The 18,041-nt window shown below is 61.5% G+C and carries 18 protein-coding genes and 1 tRNA gene; 12 read left to right on the top strand and 7 right to left on the bottom strand.

What is annotated here, in order from left to right; genetic code table 11:
* The first annotated feature begins 62 nt into the window (after positions 1 to 62).
* Together AC5J09_RS19175 and AC5J09_RS19170 are read left to right on the top strand one after the other, a co-directional pair.
* Positions 63 to 329, top strand: coding sequence for a hypothetical protein (locus AC5J09_RS19175; RefSeq protein ID WP_275600019.1), 267 nt, complete (start codon positions 63 to 65; stop codon positions 327 to 329).
* 156 nt (positions 330 to 485) lie between these two features.
* The gene (locus AC5J09_RS19170; protein ID WP_324763276.1) at positions 486 to 839 is read left to right on the top strand and encodes a hypothetical protein; all 354 of its coding nucleotides are present in this window, start codon (positions 486 to 488) and stop codon (positions 837 to 839) included.
* A 442-nt stretch (positions 840 to 1,281) separates the two neighbouring features.
* Here AC5J09_RS19170 and AC5J09_RS19165 read toward each other — a convergent pair whose 3' ends face one another.
* The 4 genes from AC5J09_RS19165 to AC5J09_RS19150 all read right to left on the bottom strand — a co-directional run bounded on the left by AC5J09_RS19165 (position 1,282) and on the right by AC5J09_RS19150 (position 6,801).
* A complete protein-coding gene (locus tag AC5J09_RS19165; protein WP_494298227.1) occupies positions 1,282 to 2,829 on the bottom strand; it encodes a SpoVR family protein in 1,548 nt (515 codons plus the stop codon).
* Positions 2,830 to 2,841: 12 nt separating this feature from the next.
* The gene (locus tag AC5J09_RS19160; RefSeq protein WP_018097853.1) at positions 2,842 to 4,158 is read right to left on the bottom strand and encodes a YeaH/YhbH family protein; all 1,317 of its coding nucleotides are present in this window, start codon (positions 4,156 to 4,158) and stop codon (positions 2,842 to 2,844) included.
* 24 nt (positions 4,159 to 4,182) lie between these two features.
* The gene (locus tag AC5J09_RS19155; protein ID WP_018097854.1) at positions 4,183 to 6,132 is read right to left on the bottom strand and encodes a PrkA family serine protein kinase; all 1,950 of its coding nucleotides are present in this window, start codon (positions 6,130 to 6,132) and stop codon (positions 4,183 to 4,185) included.
* 584 nt (positions 6,133 to 6,716) lie between these two features.
* Positions 6,717 to 6,801 (bottom strand) — tRNA-Leu (locus tag AC5J09_RS19150).
* A 158-nt stretch (positions 6,802 to 6,959) separates the two neighbouring features.
* Here AC5J09_RS19150 and lipB point away from each other — a divergent pair.
* From lipB to AC5J09_RS19100, 10 genes are all read left to right on the top strand, one after another.
* A complete protein-coding gene (lipB, locus tag AC5J09_RS19145; protein WP_018097855.1) occupies positions 6,960 to 7,718 on the top strand; it encodes a lipoyl(octanoyl) transferase LipB in 759 nt (252 codons plus the stop codon).
* A gap of 183 nt (positions 7,719 to 7,901) precedes the next feature.
* The gene (locus AC5J09_RS19140) at positions 7,902 to 8,300 is read left to right on the top strand and encodes a helix-turn-helix domain-containing protein (RefSeq protein ID WP_411923255.1); all 399 of its coding nucleotides are present in this window, start codon (positions 7,902 to 7,904) and stop codon (positions 8,298 to 8,300) included.
* A gap of 89 nt (positions 8,301 to 8,389) precedes the next feature.
* Complete coding sequence (locus tag AC5J09_RS19135; RefSeq protein ID WP_275600017.1) at positions 8,390 to 9,517, top strand: S-(hydroxymethyl)glutathione dehydrogenase/class III alcohol dehydrogenase; 1,128 nt, start codon at positions 8,390 to 8,392, stop codon at positions 9,515 to 9,517.
* A gap of 75 nt (positions 9,518 to 9,592) precedes the next feature.
* Complete coding sequence (locus tag AC5J09_RS19130; RefSeq protein WP_494298225.1) at positions 9,593 to 10,033, top strand: YaiI/YqxD family protein; 441 nt, start codon at positions 9,593 to 9,595, stop codon at positions 10,031 to 10,033.
* A gap of 22 nt (positions 10,034 to 10,055) precedes the next feature.
* Positions 10,056 to 10,715 carry a DUF1345 domain-containing protein gene (locus AC5J09_RS19125; protein ID WP_324763274.1) on the top strand — a complete coding sequence of 220 codons (660 nt, stop codon included), beginning with the start codon at positions 10,056 to 10,058 and terminating at the stop codon, positions 10,713 to 10,715.
* Between the two features lie 16 nt (positions 10,716 to 10,731).
* Positions 10,732 to 11,565 (top strand): S-formylglutathione hydrolase, encoded by an 834-nt coding sequence (gene fghA, locus AC5J09_RS19120; RefSeq protein ID WP_494298224.1) that lies wholly within the window; start codon positions 10,732 to 10,734, stop codon positions 11,563 to 11,565.
* A 33-nt stretch (positions 11,566 to 11,598) separates the two neighbouring features.
* Positions 11,599 to 11,976, top strand: a complete 378-nt coding sequence (gene crcB / locus AC5J09_RS19115) for a fluoride efflux transporter CrcB (protein ID WP_100672253.1) — start codon at positions 11,599 to 11,601, stop codon at positions 11,974 to 11,976.
* A 38-nt stretch (positions 11,977 to 12,014) separates the two neighbouring features.
* Positions 12,015 to 13,007, top strand: a complete 993-nt coding sequence (locus AC5J09_RS19110) for an RluA family pseudouridine synthase (protein ID WP_018099565.1) — start codon at positions 12,015 to 12,017, stop codon at positions 13,005 to 13,007.
* Positions 13,007 to 13,672: an HAD-IA family hydrolase gene (locus AC5J09_RS19105; RefSeq protein WP_494298223.1), complete on the top strand. Its 666-nt coding sequence runs from the start codon at positions 13,007 to 13,009 to the stop codon at positions 13,670 to 13,672. Before AC5J09_RS19110 ends, AC5J09_RS19105 begins: the two co-directional genes overlap by 1 nt.
* Entirely contained in the window at positions 13,665 to 14,450 is a 786-nt protein-coding gene (locus AC5J09_RS19100; RefSeq protein WP_338279261.1) for an ATP12 family chaperone protein, read from the top strand. Before AC5J09_RS19105 ends, AC5J09_RS19100 begins: the two co-directional genes overlap by 8 nt.
* A gap of 121 nt (positions 14,451 to 14,571) precedes the next feature.
* Here AC5J09_RS19100 and sugE read toward each other — a convergent pair whose 3' ends face one another.
* The 3 genes from sugE to AC5J09_RS19085 all read right to left on the bottom strand — a co-directional run bounded on the left by sugE (position 14,572) and on the right by AC5J09_RS19085 (position 17,756).
* On the bottom strand, positions 14,572 to 14,886 hold the full coding sequence (gene sugE, locus AC5J09_RS19095) for a quaternary ammonium compound efflux SMR transporter SugE (RefSeq protein ID WP_014529703.1): 315 nt from the start codon (positions 14,884 to 14,886) through the stop codon (positions 14,572 to 14,574).
* 165 nt (positions 14,887 to 15,051) lie between these two features.
* Positions 15,052 to 16,362 carry a replication-associated recombination protein A gene (locus AC5J09_RS19090; protein WP_100672250.1) on the bottom strand — a complete coding sequence of 437 codons (1,311 nt, stop codon included), beginning with the start codon at positions 16,360 to 16,362 and terminating at the stop codon, positions 15,052 to 15,054.
* Positions 16,359 to 17,756: a DegQ family serine endoprotease gene (locus tag AC5J09_RS19085; RefSeq protein ID WP_100672249.1), complete on the bottom strand. Its 1,398-nt coding sequence runs from the start codon at positions 17,754 to 17,756 to the stop codon at positions 16,359 to 16,361. The genes AC5J09_RS19090 and AC5J09_RS19085 overlap by 4 nt, the downstream gene beginning before the upstream one ends.
* Positions 17,757 to 18,041 lie beyond the last annotated feature (285 nt).

Raw genomic sequence — 18,041 nt, 5'->3', positions numbered from 1 at the left:
ATCTGCCGTAAACCGTCTTCCGGTCGGCCATCGGCTCCAAACAGCAAGGCGAAGGACAATTGATGAACAAAATAGCCCTCATGCTTCTCTGCGTGGTTGCGCTTGCAGCCTGCACCGCGACCCCTCCCGACCTGGAGCCGCTTCCGGGAAGCCTCACCTATGGAGAAACTGCCTCCTCTCGGAAGACCCGTGCGGCCCCTGGGACCATGATCCAGAACCGGTTCCTTCATAAGGGCACCATGGTCTTCGAGACCTATGAGGTTCAACCCGACCATACATATAAGCTCGTTCGCCGTAGCGTCGCCGACTCCTGGCCGCCCGGCGACTGATCACGGAACATTGTTGGCCTCCGCTCCGTTCCCTACTGCATGTATCCTCGGATCCTAGCCGGTCCAAGGACGAAAAATGCAGCAATTCAAGGTGCTACACCGACCTTTCGCCTCTCTTGAGGCGCGGCGCTGTAGATAGCCAGTGGAGTCAAAGCGATGGCCAAATATCTTGACGAACGCGGCGATCCGGCCTCGGCAACGCACGGAGCGGATCGAGAGAATTTCACCGGTGAGGAAGCCAAGCAGGGTCGCACGGGCGTTCCGGTGCTTGGGGTCCTCGTCGGCGGACTGTTCCTCGCCCTCCTCGCCTGGGGCGCCGTCGAAATCTGGGGTGAAAGCACCGACAACGACCGCCTGACCGAAACCGAACAGGTCCAACCGGCGCCCTCGCCGGAGCAGACAGGCAGCGTCGGCACCGGACAGCCCGTCCCGACCGACCGGGATCCCACGGCACAGACCGGCACCGGCGGCCAGTCGCAGCAGGTTTCCCCGGACGGGACCGAGAAATAATCGCCGAGTCGACGGCCGGGCCAGTGCAGGCGCATCAGATCACTATGAGAGGCGGTATGCCGGCCGAACACCGCTCACACTCGGCCCGTCTCTCCTTTCCCCTGTCTGTGCTGGAGATTCGGGCCGCCGCCGCTTCTTTGATTTCCCTCATTCCTGTGCTCGTCACAGGAATCCAGCCAGACCAAGTCCTTGGGCTGAAAGAGCTCTTCCCGCGCCGCAGACGCGGCGCTGCTGGATCCCTGTGACGAGCACAGGGATGAGGCGAGGAGAGCATGACGTTTCCTACAGCGCCGCGCGCGTCTTATGAGACGGCAAAGGTCGCTGTAGCACTACTCAAGGAATTCAGCGCATCGCCATGCGTGCCGTACAGCCGACCAGAGCTTCAACGCCATTATCCATCTCGCAGCAGCCGTCATAAACTCGAACTGAATCTCAACAGACCTTAGTCCGACAGCTCCTCCGTCGAGCACTCGTAGAGCGTCTCGCCGCCCTCCATATCGACGCCGGCGAGGCTCACCTCATAGCCCCACAGACGGCGGACGTGGCGCAGAGTGGCATCGCGGCTGTTCTCCTCCAGGAGCACTCCATTCTTTACATTGTGCTGCAATCGCAGGTGCCGGTCGCCCAACAAATCGACATCCATCACCTGGATGTCCGGCTGGCTGCTTCCGATGTCGTAGCTGCGGGCGAGAGCGCCGCGAATCGTTTCGTAGCCACGCTCGTTATGGATGGATGCCACCTCGCAGAAATTGTCGTCCGCCTCGTCCGTCAGCAGGAACAGCCGAAACTTTCGGATCAGCGCAGGACTGAGGAATTGCAGGATGAAGGACTCGTCACGGTGGTTCGCCCAGGCATCGAGAAGCGTCTCGCGCCAATTGCCGGTGCCGGCGATTTCGGGAAACCAATCGCGATCCTCCGCCGTCGGCTCGACGCAGATGCGTTCGATGTCCTGCATCATGGCAAATCCCAACGCATAGGGGTTGATCCCCGGAAAGCGGGGATCGTCGAAGCCCGGCTGGAAAACGACATTGGTATGACTCTGGAGAATCTCCAGCATCGCGCCTTCGCTTATTTTGCCCTGGTCGAAAAGGCTGTTCATGATGGTGTAGTGGACGAAAGTGGCGCATCCCTCGTTCATGACCTTCGTCTGTCGCTGCGGATAGAAGTACTGCGCGATCACGCGAACGATTCGCAGTATCTCCCGCTGCCAGGGCTCAAGGATGAGGCTGGTCTTCTCCAGGAAATAGAGCAGGTTCTCTTCCGGGAGGTTCAGCGATTTTTTCCGCTCGGAGAGCTCCCGTTCCAATTGCGTGGGATCGTTGTTCTCTCCCGCGGGCGGAAGCGTTCTCCACAGGTCGCTAAAGGTCTGCTCTTCATATTCCAGCCTCTCGCGCATCCGCTCCTGCTCTTTTTCGGTCGACAGGCGCGGGGGCCGTCTGTAGCGGAACACGCCCTGCTCCATGAGTGCATGGGCAGAGTCGAGGATCGCCTCGACCGCCGTCGTTCCGTGCCGTTCTTCGCATTTGCTGATGTATTTCTTCGCGAAGTCCATATAGCTGAGGATTGCGCTGGCGTCGGTCCACTGCCGGAAGAGGTAATTGTTCTTGAAAAAATGATTGTGGCCGAAGGCTGCATGTGCGGTCACCAGGGCCTGCATGGCCATGGTGTTCTCCTCCATCAAGTAGGTGATGCAGGGATTGGAGTTGATCACCAGCTCATAAGCGAGGCCGCGCCGGCCCCTGCGATAGAGATGATCCTCGAAAACGAAGCGCTTCCCGAAAGACCAATGCTGGTACATGAGCGGCATGCCCACCGACGAGTAGGCATCCAGCATCTGCTCGGAGGAGATGATCTCGAGCTGATTGGGGTATACGTCGAGACCGAGATCGCCGAGCGCGATCTCCTCGATGGCATCGTAGGTGCGCGCCAGCGTCTCGAAATTCCAGTCGGAACTGTGGAACAGAAGGTTTGAGGCGGCGCCCTTTGACATCCCGGTCCCTTTTCACTTGCGCAATTGCATTTCCGGCTGCTTGCCGAAGAGTTTTCGGAAGACGGGGTAGATATCCGCCGGTTTCGCGATGCGGGTCATCTGAAAATTCGGCCATTCGCCGTCGACGGTGCGATAGGCCCGCCAGAGCGAAGTCCCGTTATCGGTAGTGCCGAAAATCTCCGTCTCTCGCTCATCGATAATCTCGACATAGGCGTAGTATTGGCAAAGTCCCATCAGTTCGTCGTGAAGAAGGGAAGCGCAGCGTTCGGAGTCGCCTGAGATATTCTCGCCGTCCGACGCCTGCGCAGCATAGATGTTCCATTCATGGGCAGGATAGCGCTCCCGGATGACGCGCAGCATCTCCTCCAGCGCGGTGGAAACGACCGTGCCGCCGCTCTGCTTGCTGTAGAAGAAGGTATTCTCGTCGACCTCGCCGGCCTCGTCGGTGTGCCGGATGAACACGATGTCGATCCGCTCGTAGCGCCGCTTGAGGAAGAGGTGCAGCAGCACGAAAAAACGCTTGGCGAGGTCCTTCTCCCGCTCCCCCATCGAAGCGGAGACATCCATGAGGCAGAACATGACCGCACTCGCATTGGGCAGCGGCTGCGGCTCGAACCGATTGAAGCGAATGTCCACGGGATCGACATAGGGAATACGCCGGCGCCGGCGCTCGAGACCGTCGAGCTTCTGGCGCAGTTCCTCCAGGCGCTGCCGGTGTTTGATGCGTCCGCGCGGCTCCGTCTCCAGCCCGGCAATCTCGTCGGCAATCGCCTCGATTTCCCGGCGCGACGGCCGCCGCAATGCGATGCGGCGTCCGTAGCTGTTGCGCATGGTGCGGCCGACATTGATGTTCGTCGGGGAGCCGCTTGCGCTGAAGCCGGCCCGCCGTCGCTTGAAGGTAACCGATTCCTTCAGATTGAGCTTTACCATGTCGGGGAGTTCGAGGTCCTCGAAGAAGAGATCGAGCACCTCCTCGCGCGAAAGGACGAACTGAAACTCGTCTTCGCTCTGACCGGTGCCGGCTCCCGCATTGCCCGCACCGCCGCCTGACCCCCTTTTGGGGATACGGTCTCCCGCCGCGAACTCCCGGTTGCCCGGCAGGACGTGGCGTCGCTCGCCGCTGTTGGAGTCCGGCTGGAAAGCCGGCTCGTTGACGCCGCGGGCGGGCATGGACACGTTCTGTTCGGCATCGACATCCGCGATCTTGCCCGACTTGACCCGCTCTTTGATGGTGCGCTTCAGTTCCTCTCGTGCCCGTTTCAGGAAGCGTTGCCTGTTACCGAGACTCTTATCCTTCGGATTGAGGCGACGGTCGATGAAATTCGGCATTAGCTAACCCCCGCATCCGCAGCCTCAACCCGCCTTGTTTACACGCATGTACCAGTCGACGAGACGCCGCACCTGCCGTTCGGTGTACCCACGCTCCTTCATGCGCTGTACGAATTCGACATGCTGCTTCTCTGTGGAGCTGTCCTTCTTCGACCCGAAGCTGATGACCGGCAACAGGTCTTCGACCTGACCGAACATGCGCTTCTCGATGACCTCGCGAAGTTTTTCATAGCTCGTCCAAGACGGGTTCTTGCCATGGTTCTTGGCCCGCGCCCGCAAGGTGAACTTGACCACCTCGTTGCGGAAGTCCTTCGGATTGGCGATGCCCGCCGGTTTTTCGATCTGAGACAGCTCGCTGTCGAGGATCTTGCGGTTGAGGATCTGCCCCGTATCGGGATCCTTGAAGTCCTGGTCCTCGAGCCAGGCATCGGCATAGGCGATATAGCGGTCGAACAGGTTCTGGCCGTATTCGCTGTAAGACTCGAGATAGGCCTTCTGGATCTCGTGACCGATGAATTCCGCATAACGCGTGGCGAGTTCCGACTTGATGAAGTCGAGATAGGCTGCCTCCGTTTCCTTCGCAAACTGCTCGCGCTTGATGGCCTGCTCCAGGATGTACATCAGATGTACGGGATCGGCCGCGACCTCCTTCGTGTCGTAATTGAAGGCCTCGGACAGGACCTTGAAGGCAAAGCGCGTGCTGACGCCCGTCATGCCCTCATCGACGCCGGCAGCGTCCCGATACTCCTGCACCGATCGTGCCTTCGGGTCGACATCCTTGAGGTTCTCGCCGTCATAGACGCGCATCTTGGTGTAGAGAGACGAGTTCTCGTGAGGAACGAGCCGGGTGGATACCGTGAAACGGCTCAGTATCTCCAACACCTCGGGTGCGCAGGGATTGCTGACCAGTTCGCTCTCGCGAAGAAGCTTTTCGTAGATCTGCTTCTCCTCGGTGACGCGCAGGCAATAGGGCACCTTGACCACCAGGATGCGGTCCAGGAACGCCTCGTTGTTGCGGTTGTTCTTGAACTGCAGCCATTCCGATTCGTTGGAGTGGGCCAGAATGGTGCCCTGAAACGGGAATGCGCCGAAGTTTTCCGTACCGTTGTAGCTGCCTTCCTGGGTCGCCGTCAGAAGAGGATGCAGGACCTTGATCGGCGCCTTGAACATTTCGACGAATTCGAGCAGCCCCTGCGTCGTGCGGTTCAGGCCGCCGCTGTAGGAGTAGGCATCCGGGTCGGCCTGGCTGTAGTTCTCGAGCTGGCGGATATCGACTTTGCCGACAAGCGAGGAGACATCCTGATTGTTCTCGTCGCCCGGCTCGGTCTTGGCGATGCCGATCTGACGCAGGCGCGACGGCATCAGCTTGACGACGCTGAACTTGGATATGTCGCCACCGACCTCGTCCAGCCGCTTGGCGGCCCAGGGAGAGATCAGGCCTGTCAGCCTCCTACGGGCGATGCCGTATTTGTCTTCCAGGAGATCGGCCATCCGTTCGGGATGGAACAGGCCGAGCGGCGATTCGAAAACCGGGCTGATCTTGCCGTCGACCATCAGCGTGTAGATCGGTCGCAGTTCCATCAGCTTCTTCAATCTTTCGGCGAGCGAAGACTTGCCGCCGCCGACCGGCCCCAGAAGATAAAGGATCTGCTTGCGCTCCTCGAGACCCTGCGCGGCATAGCGGAAGTAGCCGACGATCCGTTCGATCGTGTCTTCCATGCCGAAGAAGTCGGAGAAGGCCGGGTAGATTTTGATGGTTCGGTTTGCGAAGATCCGACCTAAACGCTCGTCAGCGCTGGTATCGACGAGAATCGGGTCTCCAATTGCGTCCACCATTCGTTCCTGAGCGGTGGCGTACATGCTTTTGTCATCGCGACATGCGAGGAGATATTCCTGTAGACTTATCTCTTCTTGCGCTGCACTCGTATAAATCTCCGAAAAGAGATCGAAGACGTCAGATTCACTCCTTTGCATCGTGCTCTCCCGCGGCGGGCCGCTTGGTTGAAACGGGCTCGCTGCCTTTCGGCATCTGCTTCAGGTGAACGGTTTTCCTAGCTTCAAAGTTCCTTCACGTAACCGACACTGAAACGGATACCGAAGCAGCAGCCAGCGACGAACATCCGCCTATCAGTTCGGGACCGACCGATCGGCGCCTCATCAACGTTATGAGGCGCACTCCGCAAGACTCGTCGCTCTGTCACCCCATCATGCCGGCGCTTCTCGCGAATCCGTCATGACAAGCGAATCATAACTTGTCCCTGCTCATTCGCCGACTTTTTTTTTGCGATTCCACGAATTTAGCCATCAACAACATCGTGTAGAACGGTGATTTCGTGATCGGGCACCGCCATGTCGATGTCGTGGCGGGCGCTCCGCATCGGCACGGAGCAGAGACCTGGACGACGCTGTGGCCCGAGGCATGACGCCGAGCTGTTTTGCGCCGTAAATCCGAGAATAGTCCTCGCGTCCTACCGCGTCCAGCAACAACGTCGTGAAAGAGGATTAAAAATAAAAAAACCCACGGAACCATTTGGTTACGAGGGCTTCTTCATCTTAGATGGTGCGGTCGAGAAGACTCGAACTTCCACGGGTTGCCCCACAGCGACCTCAACGCTGCGCGTCTACCAATTCCGCCACGACCGCATCGTGGTAGGTGCCGATTGCGTCGGCGGGGCTGCATGTAGCAAAAGGATTCCGGGTGCACAAGTGCGTGACGACAGAAATTTGACGAGAAACAAAACTATTTCGATCGGCTCCCCGCGAACCACTGGAAACGCTGGACTCTTGCCGTCGGCGACCCCATGTACAGGCCGGAAAAAATCAGTATTCGCAAGGTTCCCATGCAACGCGAAGATCTTATCCAGAGCATGTTCGCTCCGCCGGATGCACCGCCGGTGCGGTGGCGCATTGCGCCTTCCCTCGTGGAATATCCGGAGGCCGTCGAGACGATGGAGCGCGAAGCCGCCGCGATCGCGGACGGCACCGCCGACGAGCTGGTCTGGCTGGTCGAGCATCCGCCGCTGTTCACCGCGGGAACCAGCGCCAACGCCGCCGACCTCGTGATGCCGGATATGCTCCCGGTTTTTGCCACCGGAAGAGGCGGCGAATACACCTATCACGGTCCCGGGCAGCGGGTCGTCTACGTCATGCTCGACTTGAAGCGCAGACGCCAGGACGTCCGCGGATTTGTCGCCGCACTCGAGAGCGTCATCATCGCCACGCTCGATTCCATGAACGTCAAGGGCGAACGCCGTGAAGATCGTGTCGGCGTCTGGGTGCGCCGCCCGGAAAAGCCGCCGCTCATGGACGGCACGATGGCGGAGGACAAGATAGCGGCAATCGGCATTCGCTTGCGCAAATGGGTGAGCTTTCACGGATTGTCGTTGAACGTCGATCCGGACCTCGAGCATTTCGGGGGCATCGTGCCTTGCGGCATTCGCGGCTATGGCGTCACCAGCCTCGTCGATCTCGGTCTGCCCGTCATGATGGCCGACGTCGATATCAGGCTGAGGGAGGCCTTCGAAAGGGTCTTCGGCCCGACCCGCATCGAGAACGAATAGCAGGGTCCCACGGCACGTTGCTCCGTTCGGAAACGTCGGCAAAGCCGCTTTTAGCCGTCTTTTTGCCGCTTCACATTGCCCCATCCGCAAGGAAAAGCCTATAAGCTCCCCTCACCTTCGCCCCACCGCGGGCAGTCAGGGTGCCTCGGCACCCGACAACGACAACAGGCGAAAGGAGCTACCATGCTGTTATCAACCGAGAATGCGATTGCACGTCTGCGTGAGACAGGAGACGGCGATACGCTGGGCGGTCGTATCTGGAGAGCGCGTGACGCGACGGGACTCTCTACGAAGGAGCTTGCCAGCAAGCTCGGTGTCCGCAGCGACACCATTTCCTCCTGGGAACGCGATCGCGCCGAGCCACGGGCCAATCGCCTGTTCATGCTGGCCGGCGTGCTTGGCGTGACGCCCGCCTGGCTGATGGCCGGTATCGGACGCGCACCGGATGATAACGCCGGAGATGCTTCGGGGGACGAACTTCGCAAGCAGCTGGATCTCGTAAAGAAGCTGCACGATCAAACCGCCGAGGCCATTTCGGCACTCGAGATGGAATTCGAACGCCTGAACCAGGACGTTCGGTGATCGGATAGGATTTTTCCTCTTGCCGGTGGCGACCGGCGCGATATGACGGTCGCCCCGCCTCGTTGTTCTTAGTTTGATGGAGTAGAGAAATGGACGTACGCGCCGCCGTGGCCCTGGAAGCCGGCAAGCCGCTTGAGGTCATGACCGTGCAGCTCGAAGGCCCTCGGGCCGGCGAGGTGCTGGTCGAGGTGAAGGCGACCGGCATCTGCCATACCGACGATTTCACGCTGTCGGGGGCCGATCCGGAGGGGCTGTTCCCGGCGATCCTCGGTCATGAGGGCGCCGGCATCGTCGTCGATGTCGGCCCCGGCGTCACCTCGGTGAAGAAGGGCGACCACGTCATCCCGCTCTATACGCCGGAATGCCGCTCCTGCCCCTCCTGCCTCAGCCGCAAGACCAATCTCTGCACCGCCATCCGCGCCACCCAGGGGCAAGGGCTGATGCCGGACGGCAGCTCGCGGTTCTCGATCAACGGCGACAAGGTCCACCACTATATGGGCTGCTCGACCTTTTCGAATTTCACCGTGCTGCCGGAGATCGCGCTCGCCAAGGTTAATCCGGACGCCCCCTTCGACAAGATCTGCTATATCGGCTGCGGCGTCACCACCGGCATCGGCGCGGTGATCAACACCGCCAAGGTCGAGATCGGCGCCACCGCCATCGTCTTCGGTCTCGGCGGCATCGGGCTCAACGTCATCCAGGGGCTTCGCCTTGCCGGCGCCGACATGATCATCGGCGTCGACCTCAACAACGACAAGAAGCCCTGGGGCGAAAAGTTCGGCATGACCCACTTCGTCAATCCGAAGGAGGTCGGCGACGACATCGTGCCCTATCTCGTCAACCTGACGAAGCGCGGTGCCGACCAGATCGGCGGCGCCGACTACACCTTCGACTGCACCGGCAACACCAAGGTCATGCGCCAGGCGCTCGAAGCCTCGCATCGCGGCTGGGGCAAGTCGGTGATCATCGGCGTCGCCGGCGCCGGCCAGGAGATTGCCACCAGGCCGTTCCAGCTCGTCACCGGCCGTACCTGGATGGGCACCGCCTTCGGCGGCGCGCGCGGGCGCACCGACGTGCCGAAGATCGTCGACTGGTACATGGAGGGCAAGATCGAGATCGATCCGATGATCACCCACACCATGCCGCTCGAGGACATCAACAAGGGGTTCGAGCTCATGCATTCCGGCGAGAGCATTCGCTCTGTCGTTGTCTACTGAGTTCGCAATCTCATTCAGGAAAGCGCCGGAGGCCGATGAATCCGGCGCTTTTTTGCCTGCCGGAAGCTATCCCCGATGATCTATGTCGATGCCGATGCGTGCCCGGTAAAGCCGGAAATCCTGAAGGTGGCCGAGCGCCATGGCCTGGAGGTGACCTTTGTCGCCAATTCCGGCCTGCGCCCCTCGCGCGATCCGATGGTTCGCAACGTCATCGTATCGGCCGGTTTCGACGCAGCGGATGATTGGATCGCCGAACGCGCCAGGGACGGCGACATCGTCGTCACTGCCGACGTGCCGCTTGCCGTGCGCTGTGTCGGCGCCGGAGCGCTCGTCACCGGGCCGACCGGGCGCGTCTTCGACGCGACCAACATCGGCATGGCATCCGCGATGCGCGATCTCTCGGCCCATCTCAGGGAGACCGGGGAAAGCAAAGGCTATAACGCCGCCCTCACCTCCCGCGACCGCTCCGCTTTTCTCGAAACGCTTGACCGACTCTGCCGACGGGTAAAAAGGTAGAGCCGGCGAACGGAGGCGGCGAATGGATCGGAAGGCAGGCCTGCGGCACTGGCCGTTCTATCTCGCCCTGACGGGCGGGTTGGTCAGCCTGCCCATCGGTTTTGCATTCTTCCGCGCAGAAGCAATCGAGGTCGCGGCCATCCTCTTTTTCCTTATCTATCTGTCGATCACGGCTTTGCGGCTTCCCAAACTTACCGGCAGTTATCTCCAGGCCAATGCGCGCGACACGGGTGAGCCGGAGCCGATCATCTTCCTAGTGACGCTCGTTGCCGCGGCCACGTCGCTGGTGGCTCTGTTCCTCGCGCTGAACCGCGCCGGGGGCGGCGGCGCGGTGGGGCTGTCCATCGCCTTCGCAGCGGTTGCGCTCGGCTGGGCGACGATCCACACCATGGCCGCGCTGCATTATGCTCATCTTTATTGGCTTGCCGACCGCAATGATCCCGCCAGCAATCCCGCAGCGCGCGGTCTTGCATTCCCGGAGACCGACAGTCCCGGCGGATACGATTTCCTCTATTTCGCCTTCGTCATCGGGATGACGGCGCAGACGTCGGATGTCGCCATCACGACAACGGCGATGCGCCGCGTGAACCTGATGCACGCTATCGTCTCGTTCTTCTTCAACACGGTGCTCGTCGCCGCCGCCGTCAATGCCGCGGTTCAGCTTGCGGGCGCCACCCCATGAAATTCAGGAGCAAAGAATGAAAGTAATCTCGCAGAACACGGCCTTCGGCGGCATGCAGGGCGTCTACGCTCATGATTCCACGGCCTGCAAAGGCGAAATGACCTTCGCCGTCTTTGTACCGCCGCAGGCGATCACGGAGCCTCGCCCCGTTCTCTGGTATCTCTCCGGCCTCACCTGCACCCACGCCAATGTCATGGAGAAAGGCGAGTACCGGCGCATGGCCTCGGAGCTGGGGCTCATCATCGTCTGCCCGGATACGAGCCCAAGAGGGGCGGATGTTCCCGATGAGCTCACCAATTGGCAGATGGGCAAGGGCGCCGGCTTCTATCTCGATGCGACGGAGAAGCCCTGGGACGAGCACTATCGGATGTACAGCTACATCACAGAAGAACTCCCAGCCCTCGTCGGCCAGCATTTCCGCGTGGATATGAGCCGCCAGGGTATCTTCGGCCACTCGATGGGCGGGCATGGCGCAATGACCGTCGCTCTCAAGGACCCCGAGCGTTTCAAGAGTTGCTCCGCTTTCGCGCCGATCGTCGCGCCGTCTTCCGCCGATTGGTCGGTCGGTGCCTTCGAGAAGTATCTCGGTCCCGACAAGACCGCCTGGCGGAAATACGATGCCTGCGCCCTCGTAGAGGACGGGGCCCGCTTCCCGGAATTCCTGATCGACCAGGGCAAGGCGGATGGCTTCCTCGAAAACGGTCTGCGCCCCTGGCTGTTCGAAGAAGCCGTCAAAGGAACGGGCATCGGGCTTACGCTCCGGATGCATGAGCGTTACGACCATTCCTATTATTTCATCTCGACCTTCATGGACGACCATCTCAGGTGGCACGCCGAGAGGCTCGGCTGACAGGATGCAGCCTTCTCGGATCGGAACGATTTGATGAACCATATCCTCCTCGTCGGTGCCGGCGGCGCTCTTGGCTCCGTCCTGCGCTACCTCGTCGGCCTCTGGATGCTGCAGCGCGCCGGACCCGTCTTTCCCTGGGGGACGCTGTTCGTGAACGTTACGGGTTCCTTTCTGATCGGTTTTCTGGCGGAATTCATCATGCACAAGATGGGAGCCTCGCCGGAAATACGCGTGTTCCTGATCACCGGCGTGCTGGGGGGCTACACGACGTTCTCGGCCTTTTCGCTCGACGCGATCACCCTTCTGGAACACGGGCAGACGATGAGCGGCCTAGCCTATATCGTGGCGAGCGTCGGTCTTTCGATACTTGCCGTGTTCGCCGGGCTGGCCCTGATGCGCGCAATGGTCTAAAGCCAGCCTTTAAAGAAAAGAAGGCGGATTTCTGCAAAATGGCGGGCATAGAACACAGGCAGGTTGACAGCGACGAAGCGGGAATGCGTCTCGACCGCTGGTTCAAAGTCCATTTCCCCGGACTGGGTTTCGGTCCGCTGCAGAAGCTGCTGCGTTCCGGACAGATCCGCGTGGACGGGGCGCGGGCAAAATCCGACACGCGCATACAACCCGGCCAGACGATCCGCATTCCGCCGCTCGGCGTCGATCCCAAGGAAGCGAAATCCGGCCCGATCGGCGGCCGGGACCTGCGTCAATCGCCGGACGGAGAGCTTCTGTCGCGCATGGTGCTGCATGAGGATGCCAAGGTCATCGTGCTCAACAAACCGGCCGGCCTTGCCGTTCAGGGCGGCTCGGGCGTCAACCGGCATATAGACAAGATGCTCGAGGCCTGGACCAGCCAGAAGGGCGAAAAGCCGCGCCTCGTCCATCGTCTCGACCGTGATACCTCGGGCGTACTTGTCGTCGCCCGCACGCGCGGGGCTGCGCAACAGCTGACCGCGGCGTTTCGCGAGCGCGACACCAAGAAAACATACTGGGCCCTGGTCAGGGGCGTGCCGCGCAAGCGGGAAGACAAGATTTCCACCTGGCTGGTAAAGGAGCCCACGCCCGATGGCGACCGTGTCCGGATTGCCAAGCACGGCGAGAATGGCGCCGACCACGCCATCTCCTATTACCGGATCGTCGAACAAGCCGGGCAGAACCTCGCCTGGCTGGAAATGGAACCCTATACCGGCCGCACGCACCAGCTGCGCGTCCACGCCGCCCATATCGGCCATCCGATCATCGGCGATCCGAAATATTTCGAAGCGGACGTCAACTGGACCTTCCCCGGCGGCATGCAGAACCGGCTGCACCTTCACGCGCGGCACATAGACATTCCGCATCCGAACGGCGGGCGGCTGAAGATCACCGCTCCCCTGCCCCAGCACATGGTGCAGAGCTGGAACCTGCTCGGCTTCGACGAAAACGCCGCCGGCGAGGAAGAGTGATGAAGCTCGTCCTTTTCGATTGCGACGGAACGCTCGTCGACAGCGCGGGACTGATCCATGAGGTGATGGCCCGCACCTTCGAGGCCTTCGATCTGGATCGCCCGACATCGGATGCGACCAAGGCGATCATCGGCCTCACTCTCGATATCGCCATTGCCCGGCTCATGGGGCAGGAACACGTCGACGACCGGGCGACCGCAATGACGGCGCATTACAAATCTATATTCCCCTCGGTACGAGGCGAACCCGGCTGCAGCGAAGCGCTGTTTCCGGGCATTGCGGAGATGATGCAGACTCTGGCCGGACGCGACGAACTGCTGATCGGTGCCGTCACCGGCAAATCGAGGCGAGGTCTGACGCATATCGCGGCGATGCATGGACTCGACAAGATTTTCTTCGTCTCCCGCACGGCGGACGACTGCCCCTCGAAGCCGCATCCCGCCATGGTGACGGAGTGCTGCGCGGAGGCCGGAGTCGATCCCCGCGACACGATCGTGATCGGAGACGCGATCTATGACATGCAGATGGCGAAGGCCGCCGGCGCCGATGCCCTGGGCGTCGCCTGGGGTTACGCCAGTGTCCCGGAGCTGATGGCATCCGGTGCGGATCACATCGCCCGCGTTCCGGCAGACATAATCGAATGGATGGACCACAGCCATGCCTGATATTCGCGACGAACTGAGTGGTGCGCTGAGCCACGACGATCCTGTGCGTCGGGCCCAGATCCAGATGCAGAAACCGCTGCCGAAACGCTTCTACAAGCAGGCGAGCGCCGCACCAGCGGATGACGGCGGATACGCCGTGCTTCTCGACGGAAGGTCAGTGCGCACACCGGCCAAACGGGCGCTCACCGTACCCACCGAAAAGCTCGCAGGGCTGCTGGCAGCCGAGTGGGACGCCCAGACCGAAATCATCGATCCCTCGGCGATGCCGCTCACGCGGATCGTCAACACCGCGATTGACGGAGTTGCGCTCGACGATCGTGCGGTCTTCGACGATATCGTCCGTTTTGTCGGCAGCGATCTTCTCTGCTATCGGGCCGACAGCCCGAAAGAACTCGTCGCTCGGCAGAACGAGCACTGGAATCCGATAATCGACTGGGCCGCCCGGACGCTCGGCGCCCGGTTCATTCTCGTGGAAGGCGTGATCCATCAGGAACAACCGGCGGAGGCGGTCTCGGCCTTTGCCGAGGGCCTGCGCGGTTTTGCGACACCGCTCGGCCTCGCCTGCCTGCACACCGTCACCAGCCTGACCGGATCCGCCCTGCTCGCTCTTGCCCTCGCCATGGGCAGGCTCTCCGCCGAACAGGCATGGGCTGCCGCTCATGTCGACGAGGATTGGCAGATCGAACAGTGGGGAACAGACGAAGAGGCATTCAGACGGCGCGAAAACCGCTGGCGGGAAATGCTGGCTGCCGCGGTCGTACTCGACGCGCTGAAGTGACGTGAAGGGTCACTTGCTCCTCATCCCCCTGCCGGGGCGCCGCGAGTCTCGTTCGCCCCGCTGGCGCGAAGAGGGTGGCCGGCAGGCCGGATGAGGGGCAGACTTTCAGTGGTCGAACACGTCAGCCGACGAGCTTCAGACCCGCGATGCCCGCGACGATGAGGCCGATGCAGCCGAGGCGCATCGCCGTTGCGGGCTCTGCGAACAGAATGATGCCGAGAATGACGGTACCCACGGTGCCGATGCCGGTCCACACGGCATAGGCCGTGCCAAGCGGCAGCGAACGCACCGCTATTCCGAGCAGAACGACGCTCAGGATCATGGACCCGACCGTCAGCACAGTCGGCGTGAACCGCGTAAATCCATCCGTGTATTTGAGACCGATCGCCCAGCCGATTTCGAGAATTCCGGCGAGCAACAGCGTGAACCAGGCCATATCGAACTCCTTCATGTGGAGCGAGGCCGTCCCCGCGGAAGTTCGGATCCATTCGATCCGTGCAGCCGTCTGCGATGTGGTTCTTCTATGCCACGGGCTCATCGCGACAGCAAGGTATCCTGTGGCAAGGCAGCCCTGCGGGAGTGACGGAGCTGGGGCGAACCCTCACGAATTCCGGTCGCGCCGAAGCTTGTTCCACCACTCCAGCCGCTTGCGGATCTCACGTTCGAAGCCGCGCTCCGGAGGGTCGTAGAAGGTCTTTCTGCCCATCTTCTCGGGGAAATAATCCTGGCCGGAGAATGCGTCGGGCTCGTCATGATCGTAGCGGTAGCCGTCGCCGTAGCCTTCCCCCTTCATGAGCTTCGTCGGAGCGTTGAGGATATGCTTCGGCGGCAGCAGAGATCCGTTCTCCTTGGCCGCACGCATCGCCGCCTTGTAGGCGGTATAGACCGCGTTGGATTTCGGCGCCGTTGCAAGATAGACGCAGGCCTCGGCAAGAGCCAGTTCCCCTTCGGGGGACCCGAGATAATCATAGGCATCCTTGGCGGCGTTGCAGATCGCCAGTGCCTGCGGATCGGCAAGGCCGATATCCTCGACCGCCATCCGCACGAGCCGCCTGCCGATATAGAGCGGATCCTCCCCGGCATCGAACATGCGGCAGAGATAATAGAGCGCCGCGTCCGGGTCGGACCCCCGAACCGATTTATGGAGCGCCGAGATCAGGTTGTAATGGCCGTCCTGGCCCTTGTCGTATACCGGCGCGCGGCGCTGGACGATCTCCTGAAGCCCGGCGGAATCGAATATCTCGTCCCGGCGCGCCGCCCGCCATACCTCTTCCGCGAGCGTCAGCACCGCCCGGCCGTCCCCGTCCGCCATGCGGATCAGGCTGGCCCGCGCGTCGTCATCGAGCGGCAGCGGTTTGCCCTCGGCTGCCTCCGCCCGCTTCAGAAGCTCCTCGAGGCTGGCCTCGTCATGCGGCTTGAACGTCAAGACGCGCGCCCGCGACAGAAGCGCGGCGTTAAGCTCGAAAGACGGGTTCTCGGTGGTGGCGCCGACCAGGATGACGGTGCCGTCCTCCATGACCGGCAGGAAGCTGTCCTGCTGCGCCCGGTTGAACCGGTGGATCTCGTCGACGAAAAGCAGCGTCTGGCGCCCCGACATGCGCCGGGCGCGCGCAGATTCGAATACCTTCTTAAGATCCGCAACGCCGGAGAAGATCGCCGAAATCTGCTCGAATGCGAGACCTGCCTCGCCTGAAAGCAGACGGGCAACCGTTGTCTTGCCGGTTCCCGGCGGGCCCCAGAAGATCATCGAGCCGAGGGATCCGGAAGCGATCATCCGTGTGAGCACGCCGTCGGGGCCGGTCAGATGCTCCTGGCCGGTCACCTCCGCCAGCGTGCGCGGGCGCAGGCGATCGGCCAGCGGCCTTGCCGAGGCCATTTCAGGAGGTTCATGGGGGGCGAAGAGATCGCTCATCGGAAGAACTGACGGATGATCTGGCCGTTGCGCTCGATCTCGACACGCCAGAAGGAGGCATCCTCGGCGACGACGCCTTCCAGCGTCTTCGAACTATCGATTGCCGTCCCGTTGACTGAACGAACGATATCTTTCGGTTCCAGGCCGATACGTGCAGCCGGCGAGCCGCGATTGATCTCCGTGATGACCACCCCCTGCAGCGACGTGGGCATGCGCAACTCGTCCGCAAGCCGCGGCGAGAGATTTGCCACGACAGCGCCGGCGAAGGGGTTGCGCCCCTCGATCAGCCGTTCGTCTCGTGGCTGCGTTTCCGGCGCCCGCTCAAGCTTGAGGGCGATTTCGCGCGAACTGCCGTTCTCCGAGATCGTAACCCGCGCCTCGTGGCCGATCCCCACGGTGGTCAGACGATAACCAAGCGCATCGGGGTGTTCGACCGGTATGCCGTTGACGGCGGTGACCACCTGTCCGGGGCGCATGCCGGCACTCTCCGCCGGACCGCCTGCGACGACCGCCGTCACCAGCGCCCCGCGGGCCCGCTCAAGCCCGAGCGCCTCGGCCACATCGGAAGTCACCGGCTCGAAAGTCGCCCCGACGAAGGGACGGATGAACGAGCCGTTGCCTCCTTCAGCGGAGGCAACGAAAACCTTGACCAGGTTGGCGGGGATCGCAAAGCCCACGCCGTTGGAACCGCCGCCTCTCGAAAAAATCGCGGTGTTGATTCCGATCAACTCGCCCTTCATGTTGATCAGGCCGCCGCCGGAATTGCCCGGATTGATCGCCGCATCCGTCTGGATGAAAAAGCCGAAATCGCCGTTGGAAATCTGGTTGCGGGCGAGCGCCGACACGATGCCGCTCGTCACCGTCTGCCCGACGCCGAAGGGATTGCCCATCGCCAGAACCAGGTCGCCGACCTCCACCGCGTCGGAATCACCGATCGGGACGATGTCGAACGGACCGTCCGACTGAATTTTCATGACAGCCAGATCGAGGCGATCATCCTTCAATATGACCTTGCAGGGGAACTCACGCCCGTCGGCCAGCGCCACCTTGATATCGTCGCCGCCCTCGATGACATGGTTGTTGGTCACGACCAGGCCATTGCGGCCGACGATCACGCCCGACCCCAGAGACGACTGCTTCTCGGTGCGATTCGGCATCCGCTGCCCGAAGAATTCCTCGAAGAAAGGGTCTCCGGCAAAGATCGAGCGACGCTCAACCACGCGCTCGGCATACACGTTGACGACCGCATTCGCCGTCTGTTTGACGAGCGGCGCGAAAGAGAGCTGCATCTCCGACCGCGACTGCGGCACGGTCCTGGCATCCTGGGCCATCGCAGGTGTCGATATGGCAACAGCAAGCACGAGAGCCGCGAGAGCGCGATGGCCGAAAATCATGAAGCATTCTCCCTTTCGTTGCTGCTACGTTCAGATAGGATTTCGCACGGAAAAAGGCAAACCTGTCGCCCGACAATCCAACGCAATGCAGCCGTAAGGACGGGTCGTTTCATCAGGGAATTCATAGGAGTACGTGCTGCGCGCCGATTGCTCGGCCTTGCCACCCCAAAGACGCAGGCGACGTTCACGAGTCATGCACGAAAACGTGGTCTCGCCAGCCTTTTCCGGTGATCGAAACTCTGCTCATTTGTGTATTAGAAAAAGTCGAATGACACCGAGGAGACC

It is taken from the genome of Sinorhizobium sp., assembly GCF_059070375.1.
Note: the sequence above shows the minus strand (reverse complement) of the source record. Positions and strands in the feature narration are given on the sequence as shown.

Excerpts from the sequence above, each read along its gene's own strand:
- AC5J09_RS19085 (WP_100672249.1), bottom strand. The coding sequence starts at position 17,756 with ATGATTTTCGGCCATCGCGCTCTCGCGGCTCTCGTGCTTGCTGTTGCC.
- AC5J09_RS19160 (WP_018097853.1), bottom strand. The coding sequence starts at position 4,158 with ATGCCGAATTTCATCGACCGTCGCCTCAATCCGAAGGATAAGAGTCTC.
- AC5J09_RS19100 (WP_338279261.1), top strand. The coding sequence starts at position 13,665 with ATGCCTGATATTCGCGACGAACTGAGTGGTGCGCTGAGCCACGACGAT.
- AC5J09_RS19140 (WP_411923255.1), top strand. The coding sequence starts at position 7,902 with ATGCTGTTATCAACCGAGAATGCGATTGCACGTCTGCGTGAGACAGGA.
- AC5J09_RS19175 (WP_275600019.1), top strand. The coding sequence starts at position 63 with ATGAACAAAATAGCCCTCATGCTTCTCTGCGTGGTTGCGCTTGCAGCC.
- AC5J09_RS19090 (WP_100672250.1), bottom strand. The coding sequence starts at position 16,362 with ATGAGCGATCTCTTCGCCCCCCATGAACCTCCTGAAATGGCCTCGGCA.
- fghA (WP_494298224.1), top strand. The coding sequence starts at position 10,732 with ATGAAAGTAATCTCGCAGAACACGGCCTTCGGCGGCATGCAGGGCGTC.
- AC5J09_RS19105 (WP_494298223.1), top strand. The coding sequence starts at position 13,007 with ATGAAGCTCGTCCTTTTCGATTGCGACGGAACGCTCGTCGACAGCGCG.
- AC5J09_RS19165 (WP_494298227.1), bottom strand. The coding sequence starts at position 2,829 with ATGTCAAAGGGCGCCGCCTCAAACCTTCTGTTCCACAGTTCCGACTGG.
- sugE (WP_014529703.1), bottom strand. The coding sequence starts at position 14,886 with ATGGCCTGGTTCACGCTGTTGCTCGCCGGAATTCTCGAAATCGGCTGG.
- AC5J09_RS19125 (WP_324763274.1), top strand. The coding sequence starts at position 10,056 with ATGGATCGGAAGGCAGGCCTGCGGCACTGGCCGTTCTATCTCGCCCTG.
- AC5J09_RS19135 (WP_275600017.1), top strand. The coding sequence starts at position 8,390 with ATGGACGTACGCGCCGCCGTGGCCCTGGAAGCCGGCAAGCCGCTTGAG.
- AC5J09_RS19110 (WP_018099565.1), top strand. The coding sequence starts at position 12,015 with ATGGCGGGCATAGAACACAGGCAGGTTGACAGCGACGAAGCGGGAATG.
- crcB (WP_100672253.1), top strand. The coding sequence starts at position 11,599 with ATGAACCATATCCTCCTCGTCGGTGCCGGCGGCGCTCTTGGCTCCGTC.
- AC5J09_RS19130 (WP_494298225.1), top strand. The coding sequence starts at position 9,593 with ATGATCTATGTCGATGCCGATGCGTGCCCGGTAAAGCCGGAAATCCTG.
- AC5J09_RS19170 (WP_324763276.1), top strand. The coding sequence starts at position 486 with ATGGCCAAATATCTTGACGAACGCGGCGATCCGGCCTCGGCAACGCAC.
- lipB (WP_018097855.1), top strand. The coding sequence starts at position 6,960 with ATGTACAGGCCGGAAAAAATCAGTATTCGCAAGGTTCCCATGCAACGC.
- AC5J09_RS19155 (WP_018097854.1), bottom strand. The coding sequence starts at position 6,132 with ATGCAAAGGAGTGAATCTGACGTCTTCGATCTCTTTTCGGAGATTTAT.